Here is an 18,127-nt window from a genome sequence, read left to right as displayed (position 1 = left end):
AACAACAAACGTCGCCAAGAAACACTTAACGGCATGACCCCCAACGAATATGGGTGCCATGCCGTTAAGAAAAGTGCATAAGCATTTTAATTATTTAAGTTGTCTACTTGACACGGAGTAGTTCCATACTAGCCATTGAGAAACTCATTTTTTATATTAGCTGAAGCTACCATCCTTTGTCACGCTCTAAACGCGTTCATACCATCAACTTTTTCACCCAACTACAACTGCCTTGAGGGGAAACCACCCTCAGCGCCAGTCTAGGTTGGTGCTCAAAAGTTACCCGATGGTATTCACGCTCTGATTAAACGCGCTCCGAAGCTGACCACCCTTTGTCACGCTTTGATTATGGGATCAGGTTAAACAATAAGGCGGCTACAACGCCACCGGCTAGCGGTCCAAGAATTGGGACCCAACTGTAGCCCCAATCAGAGGTGCCTTTATTGGCAATGGGTAAGATAGCGTGGGCGATTCGTGGGCCTAAGTCTCGAGCCGGATTGATGGCGTAACCAGTGGTGCCACCAAGGGAGAAACCAATCGCAACAATCAAACTACCGACAACTAATGGATTTAAGCCATCAGTGAATTTGCCGCGGGTAAAGGCTAACAGACCAAAGACTAGAACAATTGTACCAATAAATTCACTGATGAAATTGAAGAACGGTCGCCGAATCGCTGGACCAGTGGCAAAAATGCCTAAAATAGCTGCTTGATCTTTAGTTTCTTGCCAGTGAGGATAGTAATGAAGCCAAACCAAGGCAGCACCGACAACCCCGCCAGCAATTTGGACCAACATATAGGGTAGCACGTAAGCCCAAGGAAATTTACCAGCAATGGCCATGCCTAAAGTCACTGCTGGATTCAAATGCGCAGGGCTGAGATAAGCTACTGCATAAACCGCAATCGTCACAGCCAACCCCCAAGCAATGGCGATCGCTAACCAGCCAGCACCTTCGGCTTTAGATTTTTTAAGCGTGACCCCGGCGACGACGCCATCCCCGAGTAAAACCAAGATGGCTGTCCCGATAAATTCGCCCCAGAGTTGTAACGTTAAGCTTGTATCCATAAATAGACCTCCATTTTAACCCTTATTCAGTCGTCTCAGCTTTGTAGGGTACGTGTTTGAATGCTTTTGTTGCTGCCACTGCCGCTTGCCAGCCAGCATATAGATTTTGCTGCTGAACTTCGGGCATCTTAGGTTGAAATTCTAGACCAGTCGCGTAGTCAGCTTTGATTTCATCAATATCCTGCCAATAACCGACTGCCAAGCCAGCTAGGAAGGCAGCACCTAATGCAGTTGTTTCTAAATCATGTGCGCGCTGGATCGGGATATTCAGAATGTCTGCCTGGAATTGCATCAAAAAGTCGTTACGGGCGGCACCACCATCAACTTTGAGCAGTGGAATTTCAATTCCAGTATCTAGTTGCATCGTATCCACCACATCTTTGGTCTGATAAGCGATTGCCTGTAAAGTGGCCTTGATGAAATCTTCTTGAGTCGTGCCACGCGTCAAGCCGAAAACAGAGCCTCGCGCATCCGCATCCCAATAAGGTGCACCAAGCCCAGTGAAAGCAGGCACAACATAGACTTCATTATTATTTTGTGAAGCCACGGCAGCTTTTTCGGAGTCGGGGGCACTTTGTACCAACCGCATCCCATCACGTAACCATTGAATGGCAGAACCAGCAACGAAAATGCTACCTTCTAGGGCATAATAGACTTTACCGTTGATGCCGTAGCCAATCGTCGTCAGAAGATTATTAGCCGATAATTGTGGCTTTTCACCGGTGTTCATGACAATGAAAGAACCTGTCCCGTAGGTATTTTTTACCATACCTGGTTCAAAAGCCATTTGTCCAAACAGGGCGGCTTGCTGATCACCGGCCATACCTGAAATTGGCACTTCACTGCCATAGAAGTGGTAGTCTTTGGTGTAGCCATAAATTTCTGAATTAGAACGGACTTCTGGCAGCATGATTTTAGGAATATTCAATAATTTCAGAATATCATCGTCCCATTTTAAATCATGAATATTGTATAGCATCGTCCGACTAGCATTGGAATAATCAGTCACGTGGACCGCGCCACCAGTCAGTTTCCAAACGAGCCAAGTGTCGATCGTTCCGAAAAGCAAGTCACCTTTTTCAGCTCTTTCCTGAGCACCAGGCACATGGTCTAAAATCCAGCGAATTTTAGTAGCTGAGAAGTAGGCGTCAATGATCAGCCCAGTTTTGTCGTGGATCAGATCAGCATGACCATCTGCACTCAATTGGTCGGCAATTTCAGAAGATTGCCGTGATTGCCAAACGACGGCATTGTAAATGGGTAGGCCGGTTTTCTTATCCCAAACGACCGTTGTTTCCCGCTGATTAGTGATCCCGATACCTTGAATCTGGTCAGGTTTGATACCTGATTCAATAAATGCATTGGCGATCGTTGATAAAGCCGCATTCCAGATTTCGTTAGGATTATGTTCGACCCAACCGGGATGTGGGAAATATTGTGTGAATTCTCGCTGTGAGTCGGTAACTTTATTACCCTGATGGTCAAAAATGATTGCTCGGGTACTCGTTGTGCCCTCATCGATTGCTAAAATATATTTTGCTTGATCCATAATGTGAACTCCCATCATTGTTATTTTTAGAAAGCGTTACCATTCATGACGAAAGTATACCTGAAAAGTGTTAAAATGTTAACTGATATCACATAAATTAACGATTACACAAGGCACAAACACCTACAAAATTAGAAAAACAAATGTTTCAGAACGATAAATGTAAGCGTTTAATTTGTTATTTTAAATTAGCTGATTAGAAAGATTAAATTTTAAAAATTTTCGGTTTGCGGTTGATTGTGACGCTTTTCTTATAGTTGCTCAGAACGTGTCCGAACCGTAAAATAATGAATGGATAGAAAAAGGATGGGAACAAGCTATGAGTCAGACACAACGTTTAATTCAAATTAAAGAAATCATTGAACAGCAAGGCTTTACAACGATCAATGATTTAGCAGAGCGCCTGAATGTTTCGACGATGACGATTCGCCGAGACTTAGCTAAAATGGTGGAGCGCAATGAGGTACGCTTGCTTCGAGGCGGCGCTGAACTCGTAGAGAAATTTCTCGCTGAACGTACGATCAATGAAAAAAGTGTGTTAAATCTCGATGCTAAAAAAGCTATTGCTAAATTGGTGGCCCCATTGATTCCTGAAGGTTCAGTGATCTATTTAGGCACAGGCAGTACGGTAGCTTTACTCAGTGACTATTTGACCCAACATTTCTTACGTATCACGACCAATAGTCTGACTGCTTTTAGCCGCATTGCCAATGCGCACCCTGATTATGAGGTGACTTTGTCTGGCGGGCGCTTACGACCTAAATCTGGTGTCTTGATTGGCGGCGTTACAGATACGATTTTAGAACGCTTGAATTTTGATTTGGCAATCGTGAGTGCGGATGGGGTCACGACGGCTGCTATTTCCGATATCATTGTTGAAGAAGGTCGGGCTCAAAGTCTTGCCCTGAAAAATGCTAAGGAAAGGTGGGTCATTGCTGATCATAGTAAATTAGATCAAGCAGCTTATTTTCCTTTCTTTGAATTGAAAGCGATGCAGCGTCTATTTACAGATCGCGTGACCAGTGATCAATTGCGCCGATATCAAGGTGTGATCAATGTGAATACCGTTGGCGGTGAATGAAAAGAACGAAACATAAAAAACATTCGAATAATGTGGTTGTCCATTCGAATGCTTTTTTTAGAACTACTTAAGTTTATAGTGACCGAAAAAATACATTTTAAATCTAGAAGATTTTAGTGTGCTTACTTTAACTTGTGTAATGATCGCGACATGAATAGATGTAGATTGTCGTTTTATCAATACCATAAACTAAACGATGTTCATGGGTAATGTGGCGGGACCACTTACCTGATAAGTCGTACTTTAGTGGTTCGGGTAAACCAATGCCATTAAATGGGTCTCGGTCAATGGCTTTGATCAAGCGATTAATCATTCTAACGTTGCGCTTATTACCGATATTTTGCCAGTACATATAATCGTTCCAAGCGTCGTCACTCCACGCTTTAATCATGCCTTGGGTCCTCTTGATCCTCGATTAGTTCGTGGATTTGTCCTTTTCCGGCAGCGAATTGTTCATCGCCACGATGAATTTTATTCATCAAATACATATTAGATAGAACTGCCATTGTTTCCTGCATGGAATCGTAATCTCTTTTGCTCATAACAACAACGTTATCTTCAGGGTTGCGGTTGGTAACAATTAAAGGAGTTGAATCATCATTAACTTTTTGTACATAGTCTTTTAAATTTTTTCGAAAATTTGAGATGCCAACTGCATCCATATTGATCGCTACCTTTCTCGTTTTTGTCAGTAGTCCTTGTACGCTATATTGTACATTAATTATAAATATCTGTACAATATTTGATATATAAGAATATAAAATAAGCGTGTTTCAAAAGATAGCGACCTCACCTAATGACAAATGACTTAAATGAAAGCGTACCATTTTTCGTAATTCTCCAAAGAATATATCAATCAAGTTAGAGCGAGCGTCCTACTATGAACTAGCTTTCCTTAAAAAGAGCGATACTGGAACAAAATTTTTGTTTTGTCTCAGTATCGCTCTTTTGATAGCTCCATTAAATTATTTTTTTCTATACCGCTTAGTAATCCAAGCTATTAACTCTTTATGCGCTGCAACCACGTAGCCTAAAATGGCGCAAAACGGACCAAACTTATTTGGTGCAAAGATAAAGCAGACCAGAAAGGCCACAATCACAAGACCTATGCCAATGTGGATAAGAACTGCTTCGGAAGTGAACCGACTGCCAAGTTGGGTAAAAAGCCATTTGATAATGGGGGTTGCTACGAAAACTGAAAGAATCAAGATGGGCAAAGGAATTTTGGACTGTAACTTAAAAGCCGTGGGAACTACGAAGAATAGAGTGATACCAAGGGCAAAAGCAATGACAAAAGTTTCACTACTCAAGTAGTTGGACAAACGCTCTCTTAAGGTCATGATAAGGCCCTCATTTCTCAACATGTAAGCCGCAACTATATGAAATTAAACTGTTATTTTATAACTAAATAATAGCTGGTTTCAAGATGAAAATCAATAAAATAGATTACGGTATTTAGTTATTTTATTTAGGCATAAATTAACCTCAAAACTGCTTGTGACTTAAACAATGCTTAAAAGACCTAAGCCATATCTCAAGCATTTTCTTCAAACAATAGCACACGAGCAAATTCGAGTAAAATCGGTTCCAAATAGGGAGAAAACTTATCCCAGTTAAGATTAATAAAATGCTTAAACTTACTTAGACTGCCCCGTTCTAAAGTTTTACTACCTGTCAATAAATGTCTTAAGTCTAAGGCCAGCTCCTGTAATAAAACGCGATCCTTTTCAGTGGGGAGGTCATTTTTGAACTGCATAAGTTGCGTTAATAGTTGCTCGTAGATATGGGCATCATAATTAACAGCGCTTACAAATTGTTCTGGTAAAGATTGCTGATGCTGGTGTGCCTCTTCAGCCTTTAGTCGCTGTAAATAAGCCTTTCCAGACGCAGTAAGCCAGTGTGTCGCATCATTATTAAATAGCTTTGCGCCGCCAATATAGTCAACAATCAAAGTTATCGTCAAAATTTTTTCGTGTTTTTGATCCATAGATACCAATTCTGTGAGGATTTCTGGGACAGTGTAGTAATTATTCTTACCAAATTCAATTAATCGTCGAATTGTCTTTAAGTTTACTTGGTTGGCTTGTGTATCTAAGAAACTCAATAAAAATTCCCGCTTTTTTTCAGAAGGATTCATCATATAACCACCTTATTAAATGTGGGTTCAACTGTGGAATAATTTCATTTGAATATCTTGATTATAGTTGCCGAAATTATGGCCAAATATGGTGCAGCCACCACGATGACGGGCATCTTTTTTCACCTCAAAACGCACGGTGAAAGTAGGTTCATGCCAATCAATAGTGTCAATTGAAACATCTGTAAAAGGTTGGCCATCTAAGTAACTACCATGATTGGTCACGCGTAAAATCTTTAATAACCCATATTGATTGACGTTATCTGGCACCCAATCAAGTGTGTATTTACCGCGAATATCGGAAAAGTCACCCGGGCTGGTCCAAGTACCAATTTCAGTTTGATTGATTGAAATGGTAATGTCAGATGGCCAAACATTGTTGGAAAAAGGAAATTCAGAGCCTAATTCCATTGATAAATCTAGCATTTCCAGTTTATCATCTGTTTCCAGATAGTTTGGGAATTGATATTCAACATAGCCATCTATCCACCAGATCATCCCCGCTTTGACACGATCAGGACTCATGAAGTACTGGGGATTATCGACTTTGCCAATATAATCATTTTGACCAGCTAAACCACAAGAAGGTGTGACTGAATAATCTGTAAACTGACCTACTGAAATCTCTACCGTATACATGGCAAAAGCCGGGTAGATCGTCTGGGGAAAGTGAATATTGATATTATCGACTTTTAAGTAGGATAGTTTTTTGTGACCACTGCGTTCAAAGCCAATGATACCAGCTGCTTCGAGTTTATTTAAGTGCATCAAAACAATGGCGTTGCTTAGATTTAAATGTTGGGCTAATTCTTGAATACTCATTTTTTGATGCGTCAATAACTGAATGATCTGAAGTCGAACTTCACTGGATAGTGCTTTATAAACAACAAGTGAATCTTTTGAGATTTCTAATTCCAAGTGTCTCAACTCCTATGACTAAGTTAATTATAACGAGAATTAAAAGATAAATGAATCAATGTTTAGCTTTTGGTAAGGGCTTTCAATGTTAGTTTAGAAATATATAAATCTTTCACCGTAAAACTGATTGAATGCAAAATAAGATTAGCAAATACATGAATCTTACGCAAATTTGGCTTTAAATTTAACAAGCATTATTGTAATCGCTTTTTTGTCAACTTATGATGAATTTGTGCATAAGTAAGAAAGCGTATACGTAAATTTAGTTTAGTAAAGGAGTATTCTCATGGTTCAATATACTAGTCCATTAATTATTCAACGGGCAGATCCCTATATTTATAAACATACCCATGGCTATTATTACTTTACGGCTTCAGTACCCGCTTATAACTTAATCGAAATTAGAAGAGCTAAAACTTTAGAAGGTTTAGCTCATGCAGCACCAAGAACGATTTGGCGTAAGCATGATCAAGGGCCAATGAGTCAACTGATCTGGGCACCGGAACTACATTATATTGATCATAAATGGTTTATTTATTTTGCGGCAGCAGAAACAACTGAATTTGATCAGAACGGCATGTTTCAACATCGGATGTTTTGCATTGAATGTGATGCTGCCGATCCCATGGCTAGTGAAGAAAATTGGCAGGAAAAGGGCCAAGTTAAAACACCGATTGATTCCTTTTCACTAGATGCCACTGTTTTTGAAGCTAATGACAAACTGTACTATGTTTGGGCCCAAAAGGATCCACAAATCAAAGGTAATTCAAATCTTTATATTGCTGAGATGAGCAATCCCTGGACACTTAAAACAACGCCAGTCATGATTTCTAAACCAGAATATGATTGGGAGACGATTGGCTTTTGGGTCAATGAAGGCCCAGCTGTTATTCACCGCAATGGCCGCTATTTTCTAACTTATTCTGCTAGTGCCACTGATGAGCATTACGCCATGGGCATGCTGACAATTGCCGATGACGTGGACTTATTGAACGCTAGTAATTGGCATAAGTCAAAAGAGCCCGTGTTCAAAAGTGATTTAGTAACACATCAATATGGTCCGGGACATAACTCCTTTACGGTTGCCGAAGATGGGCAGACAGATTTGATGGTCTATCATTGTCGCAATTATACCGATATCAAGGGGGATCCTTTGTACGATCCTAATCGGCATACAAAGGTTCAAGCTTTCACTTGGCATGAAGATGGGACGCCAAACTTTGGCAAACCTGAACCTTATAACTATAAATAGTAAGCAATAAGCAAAGTTGCAAAGTACATTGGAGGTACTTTAAAAATGGCAAACAATAGTAACAGTTCGACTAATAAAAAGAAGAAGGACTTTTGGGGCTTTCCAATGACTCATTTTACCTATTTCTTCATGTGGCAAATTATTTTTGGCTACTTAACTTTATGGATGGAACAGGTTGGACATATGAACGGTGCCCAAGCAGGAATCGTTTTTTCAGCAATGGCCGGTCTTTCACTTTTATTCCAACCCGCTTTTGGGGTTATTTCTGATAAGCTATTATTCAAGAAAAATCTCATTTTGACAATTGCCGTTGCAGCAATGTTAATTGGACCGTATTTTCAATGGGTATTTTTACCGTTAATGCACATTAATTCTATGTTAGTTGCGATTGTTACCGGGGTATTCTTGTGTTTTATCTTCAACGGTGGTGTCTCAGTTATCGAGCAGTACGTACAACGTGCCAGTCTTGCCAATGGCTTTGAATATGGTCATTCACGGATGGGCGGTTCATTAGCTGGTATGATTGCTTCGTTTTTAGGCGGCAAATTGTTCTTGATGAATCCTAACTCAATATTTTGGGCATGTTCTGTTTCAGCAACGATTTTACTAGGTCTATTATTATTTAGTGATAAGATCCATCTAGAAAATGCCGATGCCGCTGGCGGCACATCTAATTCTTTGGATATGAAACAGGTTGTTTCAATTTTCAAATTAAAGAATTTCTGGTATTTGTCGATTTTCTTCGTAGGTGCTTCAGCAATTTATGACGTTTTCGACCAACAATTCATTATTTTCTTTAAATATTTCTTTGCTTCTGGTGCTGCTGGTACGACGGTGTACAGTTATATGACAACCGCGCAAATTGGCTTAGAATTTCTACTGATGTTCCCAATGCCTTGGATCATTAATAAAATAGGCTCTCGTAACGGTTTGATTGCCTATGGCTGTATTTTGGCTCTGCGGATCATTGGTAGTGCCTTGTCACCTAACTTGACGATTGTTATTATTCTACGATTATTAGCTGGCTTTGAAATGCCCCTTGTTCTAGTTTCTATTATGAAATATATTACAGGGGCGTTCGACGTGCGTTTGTACGCGACAATATATGCATTAGCAGCTAATTTTGCCAAACAGATTTCCGTCTTTATTTTCTCTTCAGTCGCCGGTCACTTATATGATACGATCGGTTTCCAGCATACTTATTTGATTCTTGGTGGTATTGTTGCGCTTGTTACAATTTTTGCAGCTTTCACTTTGAAAAAGGAAGATCCGATTCAAGCTGGTGAAATTGAAGAAAAGACAGTTTAAATTGATTCATTATCTATTTTTTAGCTATGAGGAAGTGATGCTTTAACTAACAATTCAGAAAACTAAATTTCATACTTTTCCAGCCTTCACGTGTTATTTCTAGCCGAAAGAAATGACTTGCCGACGTGAGGACTATTTTTTATCCACCCGTTTACATGGTTTTTACATAAATTCAATCTTATCCTTACATTCAATTGATATATTGAATGTGTTCTAAAAATATGACTTATCGGAGCGAGATAGAGATGAAAAAAACTTCAAAATTATTGTTATTAGCATTAGGTGTGACATTGGCAGTTGGGGTGTCTGCTTGTTCAAAACAAGCACAAGGTGCTGACAATAGCGGTTCAGGCGATAAAGATAAGATCACAATGGTTTTTTATCCAAATGAATCAGCTAAAGATTTTGATGATTCCCGTGCAGAACTACAGAAGAAAATTGAAGATGCTACTCATAAGAAAGTCGTTATGCAAAAAACAACTGATTATAACGTCGCCATTGAAGCAATTGCTTCTGGAAAAGCGCAATTAGCATTTATGGGCGCTGATGGCTACATTCAGGCGCGCAGTCTAAATAAAAAAGTGAATCCATTAGTTGTACTTTCAGGGCCTAAAGGTACCTTAGAAGGGGCAAGCTATCGTTCTTACTTAATGGTACCTAAGGCTAAAGCTGATGCCTACAAAGATGGTGATCAATATAGCTTGAAAGACGTAAAAGGCAAGAAAATTTCCTTTGTTTCGCAAAGTTCAACTTCTGGCTTTGCTGTACCAACGGATGCCATTCAACGTGAATTCAAAGTTAAGGATAAAGATACTTTAAGCAACTCAGGCAAGTTCTTTAGCAAAGTAATTTATGGCAATACTCATCCAGGTTCAGCTGTAAATTTACTTAAAGGTGATGCAGATGTGGCTGCTTTTGATGATATCGATTTATACCCCTACTTAAAATTAACTTCTGGCAGCTATGACAAAGCCGGTTCAGAATTTACTGTTAAAGATGATGCTAAAGCACCATTCCAAGACTTACATGGCAAAACAGCCGTAGCTATTGAAGTTTCTCCAGTTCAAAACGGGCCATTGGTTGTCAATGATAAAGCGTTGGCTAAATCTGATCGTGACAAGATTCAAAAGGCTTTAACGTCTAAAGAGTTTGCTGAAGATAAGAAACTATTCACAACACCTGGTTCCAAGACAACGTCACTATTCCAAAAGACTGGCGCTGATACCCACTTATTACCAATTAGTGATAGCTGGTATGCGCCAACACATAAATTGGTGGGTAAATAATGTTAGAAATCAAGCACTTGAATAAAACTTATAAAGCTGGGCGACCGGCTTTAAAAGATATTAATGTTTCGATTGGGAAGGGTCAGTTTGTCGTGATTTTAGGGCCTTCGGGTGCCGGGAAAACGACTTTGTTGCGCAGCATTAATCAATTAATCACTAGTGATAGTGGCGAAATCGATTTTGAAGATCAAAATTTACGCGTTTTGAATAAGCAGCAATTACGCCAAAAACGGCAGAGAATTGGGATGATCTTCCAAAATTACAATTTAGTTGAGCGCTTAACGGTAATTGAAAATGTATTGCATGGGCGTTTGGGCCAAAAGAACTTATGGCAAGGCATGTTCGGTGTGTTTTCTCAGACTGAGAAACAAGAGGCGCTACGCTTGCTGCAAGAAGTCGACCTGCAAGGCTTTGAACTGAAAAATTGTAGTGACTTAAGTGGCGGTCAGAAGCAACGTGTTGGGATTGCTCGGGCTCTAATGCAGCATCCGCAAATTATTCTCTGTGATGAACCGGTAGCTTCATTAGATCCGGCTTCATCAGTGATGGTCTTGGATTTGTTGAAAAAATTAACGGTAGAAAAAGGGATCACTTGCATTGTTAATTTGCACCAAGTGGATTTAGCTTTGGATTATGCAGATCAAATTATCGGAATCAAAGCTGGTGCTGTTCAAATCAATGAACCTAAATCACAAGTGGATAAAGCTATGTTACAAGCACTGTATGACAAGGAGTCTTAGCTTCATGAAATCACTTGAAAATGGCTTGAATTACCAAGATTTACAGACGCAGTTACGCCAGAAACGGCACAAACAATTCTGGACATTATTAGTAGTAGGCGGCAGTTACCTTGCTTTAAGTTGGTTATTGCATTTTAGCAATACGATTGGTATCTGGGCTATTCCTAAGAGTTTCAGTTGGTTATTTATTAATTTTGTCCCTCATGCACAGACAATGCAGACTTTACCAGATATTCTAAGTAAATTGTTGGCGACGATTGGATTGGCGATTTCCTCAGCATTTATTGCGGCCATCTTTGCCATTGGGCTAGTCAGCTTTTGTGCTCCAGTAATGCCCCATTATCTTGGGGTTAAACGGGTTGTCCGCTTAATTGCCAGCTTTTTACGGAATATTCCGCTAGTTGCTTGGTCTATGCTGTTGTTATTCACATTCAAGCAAAATGATTTAACAGGTTTTTTAGCCCTATTTCTCATGAGTTTGGGTTTTCTACTACGTGCTTTTCTGGAGATTATGGAAGATGAGTCTAGTCAAATTGCCGAGGCGTTACAAGTTACTGGTGCTGGGGGACTGGTGATTCTTTGTCGGGGTGTGTTGCCGACAGTGATGCCACAATTTGTAAGCTGGATCTTGTACATGATTGAGAATAATATTCGTGATGCAACGTTGGTCGGTATCCTCACTGGGACAGGTATCGGTTTTGTCTTTGACTCTTATTTCAAGAGCTTACGCTATGACTTAGCAGGGATTACAGTTCTATGTATCATTGTTGTCGTTATTGCTCTGGAAAATATTTCAGCACAGTTAAGGCGGGTGATTGCATGATTATTGAACCAAGTGACCAAACAAATGTTTCATTAACGACTGAGACGACGAAACCCAAACAACAAAAAATAAAAATTCATCGCTTGAATGCTATGAAGGTTGTTCTTGGCGTTTTGGCAGGGTTGACGTTACTTAGTTTCATGACAATGGATCGAGGCAGCGTTTCTCTAATCAAGGCCACCAGTGAATTTTTAGTTAATTTGAAATACATGTTTTTACAGCCCAAAGTATCAGTAAATTTATTGCAGGGACTCAGTAATAGCTTGTTACTGACATTAGGTTTAAGTATTTTAACAACTTTTATCGGTGTGTTTTTTGGCTTCATTTTTGCCGTTCTATCAGCAACGAATTTACTGGATCGGCGCTATACACTAATTGCTCGAAGTGTCATGGCTTTTATCCGGGCAGTGCCCACGATTTTGTGGGTCCTTGTCTTCTCTATCGTTTGTGGTTTAGGGATAAATGCAGCTGTTCTGGGATTAAGCTTGCATAGTATTGCTTATTTAGGGAAGGCCTACTCAGATAGTATTGAAGCTTTAGGCACGGATAGACTGGAATCATTTAAGGCTTCTGGGGTCGGTTTTTGGGCTACGGTCTGCCAAGGGGTGATTCCAAGTATCAAACCTGCCTTGATTTCCTGGTCATTTATTCGGTTAGAGATCAACTTTGCCAACGCTGTTGCCATTGGTGCAGCTGCCGGTGCTGGAGGTATCGGTTATCAATTATTTGTCAGCAGTGCCTTTGACTTTGATTTCCATGAAGTAGGGACAATTGTTTACTTAATTTTGATAACAGCAATCATTTTAGAAATTATTGCCGTTCAAATTCGTAAACAGTTTATAGACACGACTCAAAGATAAAAGGGAGCAAGTGAATAGATATGATCAAAGGGGTTATTTTTGATTGGGCTGGCACAACCATTGATTACGGTAGCCAAGCACCAGTTACAGCTTTTAGAAAAGCTTTTGCGGCCGCAGATATTGTTTTGACTAATTCGGAAATTCGTCAGGATATGGGGATTGCCAAACGCGATCACATTCATAAAATTTTTAACCAACTAGAGGTTCAAAGAAACTGGCAGAAACGGTACGGGCACTTGCCTTTGGAATCAGATGAATTTTCAGTGTATCAAGATTTTCAAGAATTGCTTGCTAAGAGTATTACAGAATTTACGGCGTTTAAACCTGGCTTACGTAGTTGTCTTAAATATCTCCGAGAAAGTGAGATTCAAGTAGGTACGACCACCGGTTATACGCGGGAAACCATTGAACAAATTTTACCGCACGTCGCAAAGCATGGGTATGTGCCGGATGCCATCGTTTGCCCAGAAGATGTCAACGGCCATGGCCGACCAGCACCAGATATGATTGAACGCAATATGGCACTGCTAAAACTATCAGATCCCAAAACACTGATTAAAGTTGGCGATACAATCATGGACGTCGCAGAAGGTCAAGCTGCTGGCGTAACTACTGTTGCTGTCATCGAAGGCAGCAGTTTAATGGGGCTATCAAAAATTGAATTTGAGTCATCATCAGAACATCAAAAAGAATCGTTGCGTCAGAACTTACGAGAACAGTTTAATGCAGCTGGTGCAAACTATGTGATCAATAATCTTTATGAATTACCGATGCTGATTGACGTTTTAGACAAACAGGAGGTTCTAACCAATTGAAAGCTATTCAATCTGTTAAGCAACCTTATTTGTTATTGACACCGGGACCACTATCAACGAGTGATGCCGTTAAGCAAGCCATGCTGATTGATTATTGTACTTGGGATGAAGACTACAAAAAAGTCACGCGAGAGGTGCAGCAGGGCATTTTAAATGTAGCTGATTTGGATGAAAAGTATGTCGCCGTTTTGTTACAAGGTAGTGGATCCTATGGTGTGGAATCTGTGATTAGTTCAGTTATTCCTAAAGAAGGTAAGCTACTAATTGTTGCGAATGGTGCTTATGGCAAGCGCATGGCCGAAATGGCTGATTGTTATGGCATCGAACATGTTGATTATTTAACCAAATCGACAGAAATACCTAAGCTAGAAAAAATTCAAGTAATTATTCAAGAAAATCCAGATATTACCCATTTTGCGATGGTTCATTGTGAGACCACGACCGGGATTCTCAATCCAATCGAGACAATTGTACCTTGGGTGGCAGATCAGGATATTGTGACAATTGTTGATGCCATGAGTAGTTTTGGTGGGATTCCTATCGACTTTGCGGCGACTAAGATTGATTTCTTAATTAGTAGTGCTAATAAATGCTTGCAAGGTGTACCAGGTGTGACTTTTGTGATTGCTGATAAAGACAAATTAGTTGCCACAGCTGGTAATGCACGGACTTTATCCTTGGATCTATACGATCAATATGTTGTCATGTCTGCGCAAGAGGGCAAGTGGCGCTTTACATCACCTACCCACGTTGTGCATGCATTACATGAAGCACTCCGAGAATTGCGGGCAGAGGGTGGCGTTACTGAAAGATATGAGCGCTATCGTGAAAATCAACGTTTATTGTCAATGGGGATGCATGCGCTTGGCTACTTACCTGTTATTGATGCTAAAGTTCAGTCACCAATTATCACGTCCTTCTATTATCCAAATGAAGACTTTGACTTTAATGATTTTTATCTGTATCTGAAACATCATGGTTTCGTGATTTATCCAGGGAAATTAACAGAATTGGATACATTTAGGATTGGCAATATTGGGGAAGTCTATTCTGAGGATATCCAAAAGTTATTACATACAATCGCAGCTTATAATCAAGCGCGGGTTGTGTTGTAAACTGTAATTTTATAATGTCAATTTATTGAACTAAGTTATGAATATTGTTACGAGGTCGAAGCAAAGATAATATTTTGTTTTCGGCCTCTCTTTAGTTACGAACAATTTACTTTTAAACGTGTTTCAAAAGGAAATGCGCTTGGTCTTACGCTCATAGATTTACTTAAGATCTAGTAATATTTTTAGTGTGATGCTGAGTAAGTTTAATTGCTTCTGTGTTTAGAGCTGTATATAATACCGGCAGTATCGTAATTTAAGTGAAACAGAAGTGAGTTATTTGGCGAAACAAACAATTAAAAATCAACCAATTTATGAGACACTGTTGATTGGCGTTTTGCTAGCTGCTGTGGGCGGTTATATGGATGCGTATACGTACATGATTCGCGGCGAGGTATTTGCTAGTTTACAATCAGGAAATGTTATTTTGCTAGGCATTAATTTGGCAGCCGGACGTTTTACGGCGACAGTTCACTACTTAGTACCCATTCTATTTTTTGCCTTGGGCGCTGGTTTTGCTTATTTGATTGAACATTACTTTGATAAGCGGGAAGTTTTTATTTGGCAGCAATTAAGTGTTTTAATTGAGTTGTTAGGAATATTATTAATTGGCTTATTAGCACCATGGTTACCTAATTTATTAGTGACGAGTGGCTTGTCACTTTTTGCAGCTTTTCAAGTACAAACATTCCGCAAGTTAAATGGGCATCCTTTTTCAACAACAATGACCACTGGCAATATCAAGTCGGTGGGTGCAGCCTTGTTAGGTTGGTTGTTTGTCCCTAAGACTCGTCCGACAAATCGCTTGTTGTTAATAGATAGTTTATTAATTGTTTTCGGCTTTGCGGCTGGGGCATTCTCAGCAGCGATCCTTTTACCATTTTGGCAGGGTAGCACAATTATTGGCGCAGCTATTATTTTGATGTTTGTTTTTGGTTTAACTCAATTAGATTTTAGAGCACATCCAAGTAAGTATTAAACGTGGGGAGGGGTCATAATGGTTAAAGATAGTAGCAATGTATTAGATGTCGTTGTACCCATCTACAATTTGAGTGGCTATCTAGCTGATTCGTTGACAAGTCTGGCAAAACAGGATACCGATGATTACCGAGTTATTCTAGTTGATGACGCTTCAACTGATGATACAGTAGCGATTGCCGAAAAATTTCTAGAAAAATATTCCAATTTCCAATTGATTCAATTACCTCAGCATATGGGCGCGTCAGCTGCTCGAAATGCAGGTATTGATGCGGCTTTGGGAATTGGGATTGCGTTTGTAGACGGGGATGATCGCGTAGAAACGGATTATGTTCGTCTTTTGACACAAGGTTTGGTAGAAAATAACGCTGATATTGCTGCCGTTGGGTATACATGGCACTCACCCGTTGGTTTTGGAAGTTTTAACCGCATTCGACCAGCCGAGTGGACACCAATTACCAAGCAACGAATGCTACAAGAAGTTCAAACACATGGTAGTACCGTCGGTGGTTATATTTGGAACAAAGCATTCAGGCGGGAGCTATTGAACCAGCACCAACTCCGCTTTGATACACGCCTGCAAATTGCCGAAGATTATTTGTTTACCACTGAAGCAGCGGCAGCCGGAGAACATTTTGTATATTATGACCGTGTTTTATATCATAAAGTCAATCGGCCAGGTAGTACGATTCATTCACGGACTTATAAAATGCGGAGTCAAGAAGCGGAAGTATTTGCCCAGATGGCAGAGATTGCGCGTAATAGTCAAGCATAATGAATATGTAAAAAGCACAGTCAGAAGTATTTCAATAATATTTCTGATTGTGCTTTTTATATTCCTCTAATGATGAAATCTTTCATCGTAGTTCACATATTCTTTTGTTAAGGGTTTTTCGGGGTCAAAACTACTGCTATCTAGGAACTTTTTTTGGTAAGCGTTTCTGAATTCAGATGGGGTTAGATTCAGATGTGCTTTAAAATTTTTCATAAATTGTTTTTCATCACTATAAAAAGCCATACTAGCCACTTGTTTGATTGGTAAATTTGTTTTTAAGAGTAGCTTTTTGGCGGCATCTAACTTGAGTTCGTTGATATATTGAATCACGGTCATCTGAGTGTGGCTCTTAAAGATTCTGACCAAATAATGAGGATTGAGTTCGAAGTTGTTCGCCACATCATTGACGCGTAGATTTTCACTGAGGTTAGCTTGAATCCAACTTTTGATCACATCTATGCGCGCTTCCATAGTTGAAGTTGGTTTATCAGTTAAGGTTTGATAATAATCAAAAGAGAGTTGTATCAGTAGAGTAGTCAAAAAATAATCTACGGATAAAGAAGTGAAATAATTGTTTTTAGCCACGTCTAAGATTTGATTAGCAATGATGTAGGCTTTATCAATAAAGTTGATTTTAAATTGAACGGGTAAGGCAATTTGCTTTTGAGTAAATAAATCACCCAGATCTTGTTTTAATTGGTTTTCAGCCATTGAACGTGTTTCAAACCCATTAGGTTTTGTGAAAAAGTGAAACCAATAGTATTGCGTGTTTGCCGGTGAATCCTTAAAGCCGTGTAAATGGTGGTAAGGCGGTAAAGCCAGGCAATCGCCTTCATGGAGTTCATAATAATGATCATCAACTTGTAGATAAACCGTACCACTGATGATGAGCATGATCTCAAAGTTACCATCATGGTACATTTGTTTGTGCTGCCAGTGCGGGCCAGCTGTAAATTTTCCTGAAGAGATATGCAGGACCGGTTCTTTGATGTCAATACAGGTTATCTTTAACATACGATTACCCTTTCCATGTTCAAGAGCTATCTAGAAATAGTTATTCATCTATATTATATTTATTATACACTGCCGCATGATATAGAACAAAAGTAAATTCTAGTAGCTGTCAAAAAGACTGAACCGTAGAAATTCCGGTTCAGTCTTTTTGATTAATTCATAGCATGTAAAAAAGTAGGCATACGGCATCCACGACAATAATAATCAAGAGTAGAGGCAGTATGATGTTAGGATGATTTTATGGACACGGCTTGTTAGAATCCAACTACTAAGAATGGGACGTGTTCAAAATGACCAAAAAGAGAAAAACATTTGATGAAGATTTCAAGAAGATGATCCTTGACCTCAACCAATCTGGTCACTCGATCGATTCGTTAGCCGAGGAATATGGTATCGCTACGCAAACAATCTAC

The 18,127-nt window shown here is 39.6% G+C and carries 19 protein-coding genes; 11 read left to right on the top strand and 8 right to left on the bottom strand.

Translation table 11 applies throughout. The annotated features are described in order from the left end of the window. Window positions 1-346 precede the first annotated feature (346 nt). Both FHQ08_RS11405 and glpK read right to left on the bottom strand, forming a co-directional pair. Window positions 347-1,066 carry an MIP/aquaporin family protein gene (locus FHQ08_RS11405; RefSeq protein ID WP_230914516.1) on the bottom strand — a complete coding sequence of 240 codons (720 nt, stop codon included), beginning with the start codon at window positions 1,064-1,066 and terminating at the stop codon, window positions 347-349. A gap of 22 nt (window positions 1,067-1,088) precedes the next feature. Further along, entirely contained in the window at window positions 1,089-2,615 is a 1,527-nt protein-coding gene (gene glpK, locus FHQ08_RS11400; protein WP_230914515.1) for a glycerol kinase GlpK, read from the bottom strand. Window positions 2,616-2,934: 319 nt separating this feature from the next. Here glpK and FHQ08_RS11395 point away from each other — a divergent pair, with 319 nt between their 5' ends. Then, window positions 2,935-3,696, top strand: a complete 762-nt coding sequence (locus tag FHQ08_RS11395; protein WP_230914514.1) for a DeoR/GlpR family DNA-binding transcription regulator — start codon at window positions 2,935-2,937, stop codon at window positions 3,694-3,696. Window positions 3,697-3,823: 127 nt separating this feature from the next. On the opposite strand, the gene FHQ08_RS11390 is transcribed toward FHQ08_RS11395, so the two are convergent. The 5 genes from FHQ08_RS11390 to FHQ08_RS11370 all read right to left on the bottom strand — a co-directional run bounded on the left by FHQ08_RS11390 (window position 3,824) and on the right by FHQ08_RS11370 (window position 6,751). Continuing rightward, entirely contained in the window at window positions 3,824-4,087 is a 264-nt protein-coding gene (locus tag FHQ08_RS11390) for a Txe/YoeB family addiction module toxin (protein ID WP_230914513.1), read from the bottom strand. Continuing rightward, window positions 4,080-4,358: a type II toxin-antitoxin system Phd/YefM family antitoxin gene (locus FHQ08_RS11385; RefSeq protein WP_230914512.1), complete on the bottom strand. Its 279-nt coding sequence runs from the start codon at window positions 4,356-4,358 to the stop codon at window positions 4,080-4,082. The genes FHQ08_RS11390 and FHQ08_RS11385 overlap by 8 nt, the downstream gene beginning before the upstream one ends. Before the next feature lie 303 nt (window positions 4,359-4,661). Next, a complete protein-coding gene (locus FHQ08_RS11380; protein ID WP_230914511.1) occupies window positions 4,662-5,036 on the bottom strand; it encodes a hypothetical protein in 375 nt (124 codons plus the stop codon). Between the two features lie 194 nt (window positions 5,037-5,230). Then, window positions 5,231-5,833, bottom strand: coding sequence for a hypothetical protein (locus tag FHQ08_RS11375; RefSeq protein WP_230914510.1), 603 nt, complete (start codon window positions 5,831-5,833; stop codon window positions 5,231-5,233). A gap of 27 nt (window positions 5,834-5,860) precedes the next feature. After that, window positions 5,861-6,751, bottom strand: coding sequence for an ArsR/SmtB family transcription factor (locus FHQ08_RS11370; protein ID WP_230914509.1), 891 nt, complete (start codon window positions 6,749-6,751; stop codon window positions 5,861-5,863). A 286-nt stretch (window positions 6,752-7,037) separates the two neighbouring features. On the opposite strand from FHQ08_RS11370, the gene FHQ08_RS11365 reads away from it, so the two are divergent. The 10 genes from FHQ08_RS11365 to FHQ08_RS11320 all read left to right on the top strand — a co-directional run bounded on the left by FHQ08_RS11365 (window position 7,038) and on the right by FHQ08_RS11320 (window position 16,700). After that, complete coding sequence (locus FHQ08_RS11365) at window positions 7,038-8,003, top strand: glycoside hydrolase family 43 protein (protein WP_230914508.1); 966 nt, start codon at window positions 7,038-7,040, stop codon at window positions 8,001-8,003. Between the two features lie 45 nt (window positions 8,004-8,048). After that, entirely contained in the window at window positions 8,049-9,311 is a 1,263-nt protein-coding gene (locus FHQ08_RS11360; RefSeq protein WP_230914507.1) for an oligosaccharide MFS transporter, read from the top strand. Between the two features lie 245 nt (window positions 9,312-9,556). After that, the gene (locus FHQ08_RS11355; protein ID WP_230914506.1) at window positions 9,557-10,597 is read left to right on the top strand and encodes a phosphate/phosphite/phosphonate ABC transporter substrate-binding protein; all 1,041 of its coding nucleotides are present in this window, start codon (window positions 9,557-9,559) and stop codon (window positions 10,595-10,597) included. Beyond that, window positions 10,597-11,337 carry a phosphonate ABC transporter ATP-binding protein gene (phnC, locus tag FHQ08_RS11350; protein ID WP_230914505.1) on the top strand — a complete coding sequence of 247 codons (741 nt, stop codon included), beginning with the start codon at window positions 10,597-10,599 and terminating at the stop codon, window positions 11,335-11,337. Before FHQ08_RS11355 ends, phnC begins: the two co-directional genes overlap by 1 nt. 4 nt (window positions 11,338-11,341) lie before the next feature. Beyond that, window positions 11,342-12,160: an ABC transporter permease subunit gene (locus FHQ08_RS11345; RefSeq protein ID WP_230914504.1), complete on the top strand. Its 819-nt coding sequence runs from the start codon at window positions 11,342-11,344 to the stop codon at window positions 12,158-12,160. Next, complete coding sequence (locus tag FHQ08_RS11340) at window positions 12,157-13,020, top strand: PhnE/PtxC family ABC transporter permease (protein ID WP_230914503.1); 864 nt, start codon at window positions 12,157-12,159, stop codon at window positions 13,018-13,020. Before FHQ08_RS11345 ends, FHQ08_RS11340 begins: the two co-directional genes overlap by 4 nt. Window positions 13,021-13,040: 20 nt before the next feature. Further along, window positions 13,041-13,835, top strand: a complete 795-nt coding sequence (gene phnX, locus FHQ08_RS11335; protein ID WP_230914502.1) for a phosphonoacetaldehyde hydrolase — start codon at window positions 13,041-13,043, stop codon at window positions 13,833-13,835. Beyond that, window positions 13,832-14,950, top strand: a complete 1,119-nt coding sequence (phnW, locus tag FHQ08_RS11330; protein WP_230914501.1) for a 2-aminoethylphosphonate--pyruvate transaminase — start codon at window positions 13,832-13,834, stop codon at window positions 14,948-14,950. The genes phnX and phnW overlap by 4 nt, the downstream gene beginning before the upstream one ends. A gap of 277 nt (window positions 14,951-15,227) precedes the next feature. Continuing rightward, window positions 15,228-15,926, top strand: coding sequence for a YoaK family protein (locus FHQ08_RS11325; RefSeq protein WP_230914500.1), 699 nt, complete (start codon window positions 15,228-15,230; stop codon window positions 15,924-15,926). Window positions 15,927-15,944: 18 nt separating this feature from the next. After that, complete coding sequence (locus FHQ08_RS11320) at window positions 15,945-16,700, top strand: glycosyltransferase family 2 protein (RefSeq protein WP_230914499.1); 756 nt, start codon at window positions 15,945-15,947, stop codon at window positions 16,698-16,700. A gap of 66 nt (window positions 16,701-16,766) precedes the next feature. Here FHQ08_RS11320 and FHQ08_RS11315 read toward each other — a convergent pair whose 3' ends face one another. Continuing rightward, window positions 16,767-17,714 (bottom strand): AraC family transcriptional regulator, encoded by a 948-nt coding sequence (locus FHQ08_RS11315; protein ID WP_230914498.1) that lies wholly within the window; start codon window positions 17,712-17,714, stop codon window positions 16,767-16,769. Window positions 17,715-18,127 lie beyond the last annotated feature (413 nt).

This window comes from Agrilactobacillus fermenti (assembly GCF_021030645.1).
GTDB lineage: Bacteria > Bacillota > Bacilli > Lactobacillales > Lactobacillaceae > Agrilactobacillus > Agrilactobacillus fermenti.
The sequence above is the reverse complement of the archived record's forward strand: the minus strand, read 5'-3'. Positions and strand labels throughout refer to the sequence as shown.

What these genes read in the sequence shown, in the direction of transcription:
- phnC (WP_230914505.1), top strand. Translation starts at nt 10,597, where the DNA reads ATGTTAGAAATCAAGCACTTGAATAAAACTTATAAAGCTGGGCGACCG.
- FHQ08_RS11315 (WP_230914498.1), bottom strand. Translation starts at nt 17,714, where the DNA reads ATGTTAAAGATAACCTGTATTGACATCAAAGAACCGGTCCTGCATATC.
- FHQ08_RS11355 (WP_230914506.1), top strand. Translation starts at nt 9,557, where the DNA reads ATGAAAAAAACTTCAAAATTATTGTTATTAGCATTAGGTGTGACATTG.
- glpK (WP_230914515.1), bottom strand. Translation starts at nt 2,615, where the DNA reads ATGGATCAAGCAAAATATATTTTAGCAATCGATGAGGGCACAACGAGT.
- FHQ08_RS11405 (WP_230914516.1), bottom strand. Translation starts at nt 1,066, where the DNA reads ATGGATACAAGCTTAACGTTACAACTCTGGGGCGAATTTATCGGGACA.
- FHQ08_RS11390 (WP_230914513.1), bottom strand. Translation starts at nt 4,087, where the DNA reads ATGATTAAAGCGTGGAGTGACGACGCTTGGAACGATTATATGTACTGG.
- FHQ08_RS11375 (WP_230914510.1), bottom strand. Translation starts at nt 5,833, where the DNA reads ATGAATCCTTCTGAAAAAAAGCGGGAATTTTTATTGAGTTTCTTAGAT.
- FHQ08_RS11320 (WP_230914499.1), top strand. Translation starts at nt 15,945, where the DNA reads ATGGTTAAAGATAGTAGCAATGTATTAGATGTCGTTGTACCCATCTAC.
- FHQ08_RS11340 (WP_230914503.1), top strand. Translation starts at nt 12,157, where the DNA reads ATGATTATTGAACCAAGTGACCAAACAAATGTTTCATTAACGACTGAG.
- phnX (WP_230914502.1), top strand. Translation starts at nt 13,041, where the DNA reads ATGATCAAAGGGGTTATTTTTGATTGGGCTGGCACAACCATTGATTAC.
- FHQ08_RS11365 (WP_230914508.1), top strand. Translation starts at nt 7,038, where the DNA reads ATGGTTCAATATACTAGTCCATTAATTATTCAACGGGCAGATCCCTAT.
- FHQ08_RS11360 (WP_230914507.1), top strand. Translation starts at nt 8,049, where the DNA reads ATGGCAAACAATAGTAACAGTTCGACTAATAAAAAGAAGAAGGACTTT.
- FHQ08_RS11395 (WP_230914514.1), top strand. Translation starts at nt 2,935, where the DNA reads ATGAGTCAGACACAACGTTTAATTCAAATTAAAGAAATCATTGAACAG.
- FHQ08_RS11380 (WP_230914511.1), bottom strand. Translation starts at nt 5,036, where the DNA reads ATGACCTTAAGAGAGCGTTTGTCCAACTACTTGAGTAGTGAAACTTTT.
- FHQ08_RS11385 (WP_230914512.1), bottom strand. Translation starts at nt 4,358, where the DNA reads ATGGATGCAGTTGGCATCTCAAATTTTCGAAAAAATTTAAAAGACTAT.
- FHQ08_RS11345 (WP_230914504.1), top strand. Translation starts at nt 11,342, where the DNA reads ATGAAATCACTTGAAAATGGCTTGAATTACCAAGATTTACAGACGCAG.